10 protein-coding genes and 2 pseudogenes are annotated in these 12148 nt (G+C 40.0%); 11 read left to right on the top strand and 1 reads right to left on the bottom strand.

What is annotated here, in order from left to right; translation table 11 throughout:
- The first annotated feature begins 106 nt into the window (after positions 1–106).
- The 11 genes and pseudogenes from F967_RS11580 to F967_RS11530 all read left to right on the top strand — a co-directional run bounded on the left by F967_RS11580 (position 107) and on the right by F967_RS11530 (position 11616).
- On the top strand, positions 107–1378 hold the full coding sequence (locus tag F967_RS11580; RefSeq protein WP_004762073.1) for a sensor histidine kinase: 1272 nt from the start codon (positions 107–109) through the stop codon (positions 1376–1378).
- A gap of 73 nt (positions 1379–1451) precedes the next feature.
- Positions 1452–1532, top strand: a pseudogene (locus F967_RS14645) (hypothetical protein); the annotation flags it as partial.
- A 49-nt stretch (positions 1533–1581) separates the two neighbouring features.
- Positions 1582–2333, top strand: a protein-coding gene (locus F967_RS13965) for an IS5 family transposase (RefSeq protein ID WP_155756412.1) whose coding sequence is annotated in 2 segments (ribosomal slippage) — positions 1582–1918 and positions 1918–2333 — 753 coding nt in all. Because the reading frame shifts where the segments join, the coding sequence is not laid out codon by codon here.
- A pseudogene (glnE, locus tag F967_RS11565) lies at positions 2326–5019 on the top strand (bifunctional [glutamate--ammonia ligase]-adenylyl-L-tyrosine phosphorylase/[glutamate--ammonia-ligase] adenylyltransferase); the annotation flags it as partial. The gene F967_RS13965 and the pseudogene glnE, both read left to right, overlap by 8 nt.
- A gap of 101 nt (positions 5020–5120) precedes the next feature.
- Complete coding sequence (locus tag F967_RS11560; RefSeq protein ID WP_004683158.1) at positions 5121–6047, top strand: branched-chain amino acid transaminase; 927 nt, start codon at positions 5121–5123, stop codon at positions 6045–6047.
- A gap of 137 nt (positions 6048–6184) precedes the next feature.
- Positions 6185–7345, top strand: a complete 1161-nt coding sequence (locus tag F967_RS11555; RefSeq protein ID WP_004757172.1) for a nucleotide sugar dehydrogenase — start codon at positions 6185–6187, stop codon at positions 7343–7345.
- Between the two features lie 111 nt (positions 7346–7456).
- Positions 7457–8077, top strand: coding sequence for a 2OG-Fe(II) oxygenase (locus F967_RS11550; RefSeq protein ID WP_004675532.1), 621 nt, complete (start codon positions 7457–7459; stop codon positions 8075–8077).
- A 6-nt stretch (positions 8078–8083) separates the two neighbouring features.
- Positions 8084–8842 carry a hypothetical protein gene (locus F967_RS11545; RefSeq protein WP_004675534.1) on the top strand — a complete coding sequence of 253 codons (759 nt, stop codon included), beginning with the start codon at positions 8084–8086 and terminating at the stop codon, positions 8840–8842.
- 31 nt (positions 8843–8873) lie between these two features.
- Positions 8874–9869, top strand: coding sequence for a Stealth CR1 domain-containing protein (locus F967_RS11540; protein WP_004675536.1), 996 nt, complete (start codon positions 8874–8876; stop codon positions 9867–9869).
- Between the two features lie 15 nt (positions 9870–9884).
- Positions 9885–10643, top strand: coding sequence for a glycosyltransferase family 25 protein (locus F967_RS11535; protein ID WP_004675538.1), 759 nt, complete (start codon positions 9885–9887; stop codon positions 10641–10643).
- Positions 10644–10704: 61 nt separating this feature from the next.
- Positions 10705–11616, top strand: coding sequence for a capsular polysaccharide synthesis protein (locus tag F967_RS11530; RefSeq protein WP_004675540.1), 912 nt, complete (start codon positions 10705–10707; stop codon positions 11614–11616).
- 55 nt (positions 11617–11671) lie between these two features.
- On the opposite strand, the gene F967_RS11525 is transcribed toward F967_RS11530, so the two are convergent.
- Entirely contained in the window at positions 11672–12067 is a 396-nt protein-coding gene (locus F967_RS11525) for an SGNH hydrolase domain-containing protein (RefSeq protein WP_004757174.1), read from the bottom strand.
- Between the last annotated feature and the right edge of the window lie 81 nt (positions 12068–12148).

The raw sequence follows: 12148 nt of genomic DNA, 5'->3' as shown, positions 1-12148 counted from the left end.
TAATTGTCTTTTATGTTAAAGTTTGTTAATAGTGGGGATGATTTTCTCATTCTTTTTTAAATAAAACCTACATACATGTCATAACGATAATATTCGAGAGGCGAGCATGGCGATTCAACTATTAGAATTACATCAGGCTGATAAGTTAAGTGCTTGTAAAATTTCTCTTTCTTTAGGTATAACTTCAGAACAAAACTTGCTTGAGCAATTTTTGCAGTTTAACCGAAACCTGATGCAGGCCAATACCGCATTGCTTGTTTTTCATCAGGAACCTTATCTTTGGCATTGTTGCCCTGAAAAATTAAGAGTGATTGATTCTTCAAAAATTACCAAGAGCTTAAATACCTTATTTGTGAATGATGACCTGATTGACTGTAAACATCCACAATATCCAACATTGCTGGCTTTTCTGGCTTCACTTAAGCGAAAAGCGCAAACCGCAATCGCCCTGCAACTCAGACATCCCAATCAGACTGCCTTGGGTTATGTGATTTTATTCGATGAAGCGGCTCAGGAATTTACCGACTTACAAAAACAATTGTTGCAGGCCCATTGTGTCAGTTTCATGCAGCAACTGGAATTGAAGTTTAACCATGACGAATTAAAAGAATTATACCAACAGGAAGTGGCGCTTAATTTTAGTAAAACCAAGTTCTTCTCCATTATTTCCCATGACCTCCGTGCGCCATTTCATGGCTTGCTGGGTTTTTCCGAGATTCTGGCAAAAGAGCGTGACACACTGGATGAGGCAAGTGTCCAGAATATTGCAGACTATCTTTATGATACTGCCCAGTCGACCTATAACCTGCTGGAAAGTTTATTAAATTGGTCAATGGCCGAGGGTGGACGCTTTAGCGCTTATCCTATTGAGTTTAAGTTAAGACAAGTGACCACCATTGTCACGGATGTTTTAAGGACGCTTGCGGTCAAGAAAAATATAAACCTGATCAATGATGTGCCAGAACATATCAAGGCCTATGCTGATATGAATATGGTTACTTCCCTGATTCAGAATCTGGTGTCGAATGCCTTGAAATTTACCGATATAGATGGTTTAGGCGTAGTGTCGATTCGCGCGGAAAAGCAGGGTCGCCATGTTGCCATTTATATTCAGGATACAGGTTTGGGTATGACCGATGAGCAAATGGCAGAGTTGTTCCATCCTCGCCTAACTGTCAGCTTAAAAGGTACAGCAGGTGAAAAGGGTGCAGGCTTAGGCTTGACCTTGTGCAAGCGTTTTGTCGATTTAAATCATGGCGAAATTAGCGTCAGCTCGAAAGAGGGTGAGGGAACCACCTTTAAGGTGCTGTTGCCAGCCGCAGGTGAGCACATGGATGTATGTGTTGAACAACCTAAAGCCAAGGAAAAATTAGCCTAAACAGATTTTAAAGATAAGCTCGTAACTGATATAAATGATCTGAGATGACATGACATTAGTCGAGCTTTTTTATATGAATGTGGAACAGCGACAAAAAACCTTGGTTGCAAGCCAATATGCTGAGCAAGTTTTAAATTTATACCAGACACAATTAGGGCTTGTTGAGAATTAACAAAGGCTACTGATTAATTTATAATAGTACTATGGATAGATACATACTTACTGATGCCCAATGGGCAAAAATGGAACCTTTTTGCCTAGGTAAAGTGACCGATCGAGGTCGTAGTGGAAAAGATAATCGATTATTTTTAGAAGCAGTCCTATGGATTGCCCGTACAGGCAGTCCATGGCGTGATCTACCTGCTCATTTTGGCAAATGGAATACCGTGTTTAAAAGATACCGTGACTGGGTGAAAGCTGGTGTATTTGAAACTATTTTTGCATCTGTAAATGAAGATGTTGATTTGGAATACGCCATGATTGATGGAACGATTGTTAAAGTTCATCGACATGGGCAAGGTGCAAAAGGGGGACTTTCAAACAGTCTATAGGTAAATCTCGAGGTGGAATGACCTGTAAAATTCTTGCCTTAGTGGATAGTCTAGGCAACCTCATTAAGTTTCGATTAATGCCTGGTCAATATCACGATTTAGTAGAAACCAAACCTTTAATTGAAGATATTGATTTTCAAGCATTACTGGCTGATAAAGCATTTGATGCAGATTGGCTCATCCAAGAACTCAATGAACGTAAAGTGAAAGTGGTGATCCCACCCAAATCTAATCGAAAAGTAATGAGAGCATTTGATACGATTATGTATAAATGGCGTCATCTCATTGAAAACTATTTCTGTAAGTTAAAAGAATTTAAACGTATAGCGATGCGTAGTTGTAAAACAGATACGAGTTTTGAAGCCATGATTCAATTGTGCGCGAGTGTAATTAACTCTCGGTAATTCTCAACAGACCCTAGAACAAGACTACTTGGAAGATCAATTTCTTGATTCGCTTTCAACTGAAAGTATCCACCAGAAAGTCCAGCATGCTGTCATAGATTTAACTGATGAGCAGGCCTGGATGAAAGCCTTGCGTATTCTACGTGCCAGACTGATGTTTCGCTGGATTTGGCAGGATGCCAATCAACTCACCAATGTCGTTACCCTGACCCGTGAACTTTCTGATTTTGCCGATGCCTGTATCTGTGCAGCCAAGGCATTTGCACTTGTTCCCCTGATTGCAAAACATGGCGAACCGATAGGCTATTCAGGTCAGGTTCAGGACTTGATTGTGATTGGTATGGGGAAGTTGGGTGCGCAGGAGCTGAATCTTTCCAGTGACATTGACCTGATATTTGCCTTTGATGAACAGGGTGAAACCAATGGTCGTAAGTGTATAGATGTACAGCAGTTCTGCATTCTCTGGGGACAAAAGCTGATTTACTTGCTGGATCACATTAGTGCGGATGGTTTTGTATTCCGTGTTGATATGCGTTTACGTCCTTGGGGGGATGGTTCTGCCTTGGCGATTAGCCATACGGGACTGGAAAAATATTTAAGCCAGCATGGACGTGAATGGGAGCGTTATGCCTGGATCAAGGCACGCGTGATTACAGGTGGCAAGTCGGGCGCTGAACTGATGGAAATGGCGCGTCCATTTGTTTTCCGCCGTTATGTGGATTATTCCGCCTTTGCCGCAATGCGTGAAATGAAAGCCATGATCGAACGTGAGGTGATGCGCCGTAATATTGAGGATGATATCAAGCTCGGTGCTGGTGGTATCCGTGAAATTGAATTTATCGTCCAAGTATTTCAGCTGATTTATGGTGGCTCAAAACGTGAGTTACAGGACCGTCAATGTCTGGTCAATTTACATCATCTCGGTGAGGCTGAATTACTGGATCAGCAGGCGGTGATTGACCTTGAAGATGCCTACCTGTTTTTAAGACGGGTTGAGCATGCTATTCAGGCATTGAATGATCAGCAAACCCAGTCCCTGCCAAATGAACCTGAATTAAGGCAGCGCATGATTGAGACTTTGGGCTTTGCAGATTGGCAAGCCTTTCTCGATGTGTTGAACCAGAAGCGTGACAAGGTGAAAGTTCAGTTCAAGCAACTGATTCAGGAACAGGAGTTTTCTGCACCGATTGATGATTTTTCACAGTTGGAACAGCGTCTCAACACGGTGCTGGATGAAGATGCCAAGAATTTGATTCAAAATTTCTGGCATGGGCAAGCACTACGCAAAATCCCAGCCAGCGCTTTGGAGCGATTAAAGAAATTTTGGCCGCATTTGATCGAGGCAATCTTACAGTCACCGCAACCACAAGTCGCTTTGTTACGATTAATGCCCTTGGTGGAGTCAGTGCTGCGCCGTACCGTGTATTTGGTGATGTTGATGGAGAGCCGTGGTGCCTTGCAGCGACTGGTCAAAATGGCAACGGTGAGTCCGTGGATTTGTGAGGAACTGGCGCAATATCCAGTGTTGCTGGATGAATTCTTGTCGATGGATTTTGGCTTGCCGCAACGCAAGGATTTAGAGGATTCATTACGCCAGCAATTACTACGTATTGAGATTGATCAGGTCGAAGACCAGATGCGGGTATTGCGCTTATTTAAAAAGAGCAATGTATTGACCGTTGCCGCCAGTGATGTGCTGGCTGAAAGTCCACTGATGAAAGTTTCCGATGCCTTAACTGATATTGCCGAAGTCAGCGTTCAGGCAACTTTAAATTTAGCCTATCAGGCGGTGGTGGAACGGCATGGCTATCCTGTTGGAATCAATGGTCAGCGCTGTCGACTCGATGCCAAAGGTTTTGCGGTGATTGGTTATGGCAAGCTGGGTGGGATTGAGTTGGGCTATGGTTCTGACCTTGATCTGGTATTTATCCATGCCCTTGAGGAACAGAGTGAAACTGATGGCAAGAAAAGCATTAGTGGGGCCGAGTTCGCCATTCGGGTGGCACAAAAGTTTATGTCCCTGATGACCACGCAAACGCTGGATGGACGCGTGTATGAAATTGATACACGGCTTCGACCGTCAGGTGAGGCAGGGATGCTGGTCACCAGCCTAAAAGCCTATGAACACTATCAGCAAAAAAGTGCATGGTTATGGGAGCATCAGGCGCTGGTTCGGGCACGTTCAATCGCGGGTGATACCGATTTATGCCAGCAGTTTGAACAGATTCGTTGCCAGATTCTGACCCAAGTCCGTGATGAAAATGAAGTTCGTCAGGAAGTGCTGAAAATGCGTCAAAAAATGAAAGATCACCTTGGTTCATCGACAGAGCAAAAAAAACATGGGATTTTTCATTTAAAACAGGACTCAGGTGGTATCGTTGACATCGAATTTATGGCACAGTATGCAGTGCTTGCATGGAGTGGGACGAATCCAGATCTCGCCCATTTTTCCGACAATGTAAGAATTCTTGAAGATGCTGCTCAAGCAGGCTGCTTATCCAGTGAAGATGCCACAGCACTCATACAAGCTTATCTCCGTGAACGAGCCGAGAGCCACCGTCTAGCCCTTGCAAATCAATCTATGCAAGTCAATGCTGCGGACTGGCACGATACCCGTGAGATCGTTTACAAGTTATGGCAAAGATTAATTGATCCGAGTGCAATTATTGCATTAGATTTTGAATAAATTTTTTGTAACTTTATTCAAACCCTTTTGTTTTCCCCTTATCAAGGGGGAATTAAAGGGGGTTACAAAAAATGATTGTGTAAAAATTTGGAGTATGTGCCATGAATTTGGCTGATCGTGATGGTTTTATTTGGCAAGATGGAAAATTGGTTGATTGGCGTGATGCAAAAATCCACGTCTTAACACACACACTGCACTACAGTATGGGTGTTTTTGAAGGTGTCCGTGCTTATGAAACCCCAAATGGTACTGCAATCTTCCGTTTACAAGACCATACCAAGCGCTTGTTAAATTCAGCAAAAATTTATCAAATGAATGTTCCATTTGATCAAGCGACATTGGAACAGGCACAAATTGACGTTGTACGTGAAAACAAATTGGCATCCTGCTACTTGCGTCCATTGATCTGGATTGGTTCTGAGAAGCTGGGAATTGCCGCGACTGACAATACCATCCATGCTGCGGTTGCCGCGTGGGGCTGGGGTGCATACCTTGGTGAAGAGGCAATGGCACGTGGTATTCGTGTTAAAACCTCATCATTTACCCACCACCATCCAAACGTGACCATGTGTAAGGCAAAAGCCTGTGGTAACTATACGGTATCAATCCTAGCACATCAGGAAGTGGCGCGTTCAGGTTATGACGAAGCCATGTTGCTTGATCCACAGGGCTTTGTATGTCAGGGTGCAGGTGAGAACGTATTCCTGATCAAGGATGGCGTGTTACATACGCCTGATTTGGCTGGTGGGGCACTTGAGGGCATTACCCGCCAAACCGTGATTACCATTGCCAAAGACTTGGGCTATGAAGTGGTTGAACGCCGCATCACCCGTGATGAGTTCTATATCGCTGATGAAGCATTCTTTACAGGTACAGCAGCGGAAGTGACACCAATTCGTGAATATGATGACCGTGAAATCGGTTGTGGTTCACGTGGTCCGATCACCACTGTGATTCAGAAGACTTTCTTTGATGCGGTTCAAGGTCGTAATGACAAATATGCAGATTGGCTGACTTATGTGAAGTAAGTCCAAATGTTTGAAAGAGCGAGGCTTAGGCTTCGCTTTTTTATTACCAAATTGTCAATAGACTGCAATCAAAGCATCATCAATCTTTCATTTAACTGAACTAAGTTGTCTCTAAAGCGAAGCAAAATAGAGCAATAATGAAAATTACGGTGGTTGGAGCAGGCTATGTGGGCCTATCAAATGCATTATTATTTTCAAGACAACACGATGTCACTGTGCTTGATATTGACCAGGCTAGAGTGAAAAATATTAACCAGCGAATTTCACCGATCAGTGATTCCTGTATTCAAAACTATCTATCCGAATCTAACCTTGATGCAACTTGTGATAAAGCGCTGGCTTATCAACATGCCAAGCTGATCATTATCGCAACACCAACCAACTATAATTCTGAAACCAATTATTTTGACACCTCAAGTATAGAAAACGTGATTGCTGATATTCAGGCAATTAACCCCAAAGCCTTGATTGTTTTAAAATCGACCATTCCAGTTGGCTATACGGCTGAGCTATCCAAACGTTTAGGTCTTAAAAACCTGATCTTTTCTCCTGAGTTTCTGAGGGAGGGGCAGGCGCTACAGGATAATTTATATCCATCAAGAATTGTTGTGGGGGAAAAGTCAAAGCGGGCTGAAAAGATAGCCAAGCTCTATCTTAAGGCAAGCATTAAAAAAGATGCAGTGATTCTATGTGTGGATTCGACAGAAGCCGAGGCGATTAAACTATTTTCCAATACTTACTTAGCCATGCGTGTGGCTTTCTTCAATGAACTGGATACCTATTGCTTAAAAAACAGATTAAGTACTTTGGACATTGTTACGGGCGTGGGTTTAGATCAACGTATTGGTGATCACTATAACAATCCATCTTTCGGCTATGGTGGTTATTGTCTGCCAAAAGATACCAAGCAGTTGCTTGCCAATTATCATGAAACACCACAAGAGTTGATTTCAGCCATTATCCGATCCAACCAAACCCGTAAGCAGGCGATTGTGGATGATATTTTAAGACGAGATGTATCCTGTGTTGGCATCTACAGACTCACCATGAAAGCTGATTCCGATAATTTCAGGGAATCTGCGGTACATGATGTTTTGCAGGGACTGGCTGATCAGGGAGTGAAAATTGTTATTTATGAACCAACTCTGGATGTAAGTGAGTATCTAGGTCATCCTGTTGAGTCCAGTCTACAAAAGTTTAAATCACTGTCTGATCTCATCATTGTCAATCGGATGGTGCCTATGTTCAGTGATGTGATGGAAAAGATCTATACCAGAGACTTGTTTGGGGTGAATTGACGTGTATATGTCGTGCATAGGAATTTTATTGATTGCTCTTGTCCACGTAACATAAATGACTTTTTTACGTTATAATTCCTCGCAACTATACCATTCAGTTGAATTATAACTATGGCTCATATTTTAAAATTAGATGCTTTAAAAGAAGCGGGGGTTTCTACTTCACCTTATCCATATTTTGTTGTGGAAAATGCGTTACAAGATAGTGAAGTTCAATCTGTGATACAGGACTTTCCAAAGATTGAGCAGGGTGGGAGCTATAACATTAATGATGTTGAACTCAAACCGCATTTTGATCGGTTTTTGAAGTCACTAGATTGTAAAGAGTTTCGTCAAATTTTGACTGAAAAGTTTGATGTGGATGTCATGGAACATCCAATGATGATTACTTTACGTGGTTATTCTCGTCAAAAAGATGGTCGTATTCACTCCGATTCTAAAACTAAACTAGTGACCATTTTAATTTATCTAAATGAATCTTGGGATGCACCAACAGGACGTTTACGAATCCTGAATGACGAAAAAAATATAGAAAATTATGTAGAAGAAATTAATGCAGGTCCAGGTACGCTGGTTGCATTTAAGGTGACTGATAATGGTTGGCATGGTTATGTTCCGTATGAGGGACAACGCCAATCGATTCAAATTAATTTTTTGACTAGTGATAAGGCGAATGCAAAACATCGTTTTGTTCATGGGTTGAGTGCTAAAATTAAAAAATTATTTGGGTAATATAAGATGTCAAATATTCAGCAAAACTCACCAGAACCTCAACAGGATAATATTATCATATGTATGAAGTGGGGAACCAAATACGGTGCTGAATACGTCAATCGCCTGTATAACATGGTACAGCGCCATCTGACCTTACCGTTCAAAATGGTTTGTCTGACCGATATTAGCGAAGGTATTGACCTGAATGTACAATGTTTTCCGATTCCATCGCTGGATTTACCCGCAGGCGCACCTGAACGTGGTTGGAATAAACTGTCTACTTTTGAACCAGATTTATATGGACTAAAAGGCGATGCTTTATTTTTAGATTTAGATGTGGTGATTGTCGATAATATTGACTGCTTTTTCCAAGAACAAGGTGAATTTTTCATCATTCATGATTGGAAACGTCCGTGGCGTATTACCGGTAATAGCTCGGTGTATCGTTTTAAACTCGGTGCTTTTCCTGAAATATTGCCGTATTTTCGCAAACATTTTGATGAAATTCGGCAGAAATTCCGCAATGAACAAGAATATCTTTCTTGGTTTGTACATGAGCATAGTACACTTAGTTATTGGAATGATGCCTGGTGTAAGAGCTATAAATATCATTGTCTGCAAAAAATTCCATTGGCGTATTTTAAGCCGCCTGTAAAACCTAAAGATGCCAAAATTATTATTTTCCATGGCGAAATTAATCCACCTGATGCAGTTTCTGGTGGTGGTGGTAAGTGGTATCGCTATGTATTGCCTTCTGATTGGATCAAAGAGTCTTGGCAGTAAGTAAGACGACATCATTACAAGAGTTTGATTTATGAAAGATACAATACAACCTATTGATATCGTAATTGCTTGGGTGGATGGAAATGATCCTAAGTTAAAAAACAAGCGTCAACAATTTATAAATCAAACTGCACCGTCAAATGCTTTAGATGCAACGCGTTTTGCGAGTAATGATGAAATTTATTTCTGTATTGCCTCCATACTCAAATTTGTACCGTATTGCGGGAAAATTTATGTAGTCACTGATCAACAAACACCACAATGGCTGGATCAGTTTGAGCAGCAGAATCTCTGTGAGAAAGGCAAGATTAGAGTGGTCGACCACACGGAGTTGTTTAGAGGATACGAATTTGCATTGCCGACGTTTAATTCTTTAAGTATTGAAACGATGCTTTGGAATATACCGAGTATTTCAGATTATTTTATTTATTTAAATGATGATTTCTTCTTTAATCAACCCTCTGATCTACAAGACTTTTTAATTGATAGTCAAATGGTGATGTATGGGCATTGGGAAAGTAATCTAGTAAAAAAAATCAAATATATTGTTAGAAAGTTTGTGCAAAATAAATTTGGAAAACTGGCACAACCCTCATATACAATGGCGCAAATGTTAAGTGCAGATTGTGTTGGCATGTCTCAATATTTTGAGATTCACCATCGTCCGCATATCTTGAGTCGGATACTTCTATGCAATTATTTTGAAAAAAATATGCAACAATTACAGAAGCAAATTAGCTTTAAATTTAGGAATATCGATCAGATATTACCTGTAGGTTTATCTAATCACCTAGCGATTAAAAATGACCAAGCAATTCTCAACGATGATGTTGAAATCGCTTATTTAAAAGATCATCGTGATTTAGAGTCGTTTACTCAGGCTCTATCAAATCCTGATATTAAATTTGGTTGTATCCAAAGTTTGGACCAACTGCAACAGAATGATGAACAGCATATACGCCATGCACTTATTCATAAATTTAAAGATGTTTTGCCTAGTCAGATCCAAGCGACGATAGCAGGATAAGCAAAGGAAGATCGGATGAAAGTTGTTACTTATCTCATAAATCTAGAGGGTAGTGATCAGCGTTTAGCAAATGCGACAGCTCAGTTGCAACAAGCGGGTTGGGCATTTTCTCGTTTCCCTGCTTATGATGGGCGTGGTAAAGCATTATCCGAATTTGAAAATTATGATGATGCAGCAGCCCAAAAAATATTAGGTCGTAGTTTAATTAGTTCTGAGTTGGGGTGCTATCTCAGCCATTATGGTTGTGCTAAAAAATTTTTAGAAACGGATGCGGATTATCTTGTTGTCCTTGAAGATGATATTCAAGTATTACCAAACTTTAAACAAAAGCTTAATTCATTAATCAGCTATCTTGATCAGCATAAAGAACTCGAATGGTATGTGGTGAATCTTGCTGCAAAAAAGAAGAAATTGGCAAAAGACATCGTTCAGATTGATGGTTATACAATCTGGCATGCTTATTACTTTCCCATCCGTGGTGTAGGATTAGTATGGTCAAGAGCAGGTGCTGAGGCATTTGTTGAGCTTGGTAAAACCATGCAAGTGCCAGTCGATATCTTTTTTCAAAGCTGGTTAAGTAAAAATGGCAAAGGATTGGGGGTGTGGCAGCCTTTTGTTCAGCCTGCTGGGATTGATAGTGATATTTTAGGCACTGTGGCAACACAGGGTATTAAGCGCAAAGCACTGGAAAATAGAAGTGCTTCACATGGTTTTAAGAAGCAGAAAAGAATGTGGCGTGACCGTTTTTATGCGATTAGGAATTTACTCTCTTAAACGCTGTAATTATGCGAGTAAAAAGTCCTTTAATGTATTCATTTTATAGCTGAGTATTTAAATGAAAATCTTTAAGAAATTGTTTTATCTAGTGAAATTTCATTTGATGTATTCGTATAAAATTAGGCATAAAAACAAAAAAATTGATAACTATGCTGGGTTACTCACATTTAATCAAACAGAGGAAACTATAGTTTTACCAAAAAAGTTATGGATGTATTGGGAAAACGATATTCCTGAGTTTGTTGAGAAATGCATTGATCGGATGCGTGAGAAGAATCCTGAATATGAGGTTTTTGTACTTAATCCAGAGAATGTTAATCAATATAGTCATATTGATTTTAGCCAACTTAAAGATGCAACGGCCCAGCAAAAAGCTGATTTACTTAGATTTGATCTAATGTACAATCATGGAGGGATTTGGCTGGATGCAAGTATCATCCTATATGACCGTCTCGACTGGATTTCGGAGCTTATGGTTGAAAAAAAGACCGCGAATTTTGCTTATTACCGTCGTAAAAATACTACTAATTTGAATTTCCCTGTGTTAGAAAATTGGTTATTAGCAAGCGTGGGTCATAATATTTTCTTTAAACAATGGTATGAAGAATTATATTTAGCAATTCAACAAACACCTAAAAAGTATATTCAGAATATTAAGGCAACTGAATCAAATACAAAGGACATTTTTCAACAGATCAGTAATTTAGAATATTTGGTGGCATATGTTGCTTGCCAAAAGATTATGAGAAAAAATTTTCCGAGTATTAGCTTGATTGATTGTGATGAAAATGCATTCTATTACCAAGTCAAAAACAGATGGGTTAAAGAAAAAATATTAATTAACATGGCGATTAATTATCCAGCCGATGAACATCCTAAATTGATAAAACTGGCAGGGAAAGAGCGTAACTATTTATGCCAGTTCTATAATAAAGGGATGTATTTTGAAGGGTCTTTAATTGATATTTAATTTAGTTTTATAAGGGCTACTCCCAAATAAATTGTTTTAAGGTCTCGTATTTTGCTTATTGCTCGAAGTATTCGGCAGAAGCAAGTGAGCCTATGATCGAGATATGTCTACCATCCAGAGAATATGGGATTGTATCTGTAGCCATTTGATCTGATCTAAATAGTTCTTGTTGGGTGAGTAATATTGTATTTGGGTGCTTGCTTACGATCTCGTTAATGATTTTTGTTGCTCGTTTTTGTTCAGTGGCTTTCGGGTTATTCATATAACTTTGTAAGTTCAGATCTCGATGCAACCACATGGCTCTTTTAAAAAGTAGGCTGATGTTTTTATTAAAAGCATAAGGTTCAGACATTACGATGACCTTTTTATGATGTTTTTCAGCGACCTTAAGTAATTCAGAAAAACCATTTTGCTGGTTTTGCTGTACGATGTCAGACAGAGGTGGTCCCACTTGTTTGAACAACTAAAAGCGTATTTATAAGTGATATTCCGCTCTAGTTAAGCCACCTTGTTTTGTTGGGGTAGCTGATCA

This window comes from Acinetobacter sp. CIP 102637, assembly GCF_000368425.1.
Lineage (GTDB): Bacteria > Pseudomonadota > Gammaproteobacteria > Pseudomonadales > Moraxellaceae > Acinetobacter > Acinetobacter parvus.
The sequence above is the reverse complement of the archived record's forward strand: the minus strand, read 5'-3'. Positions and strand labels throughout refer to the sequence as shown.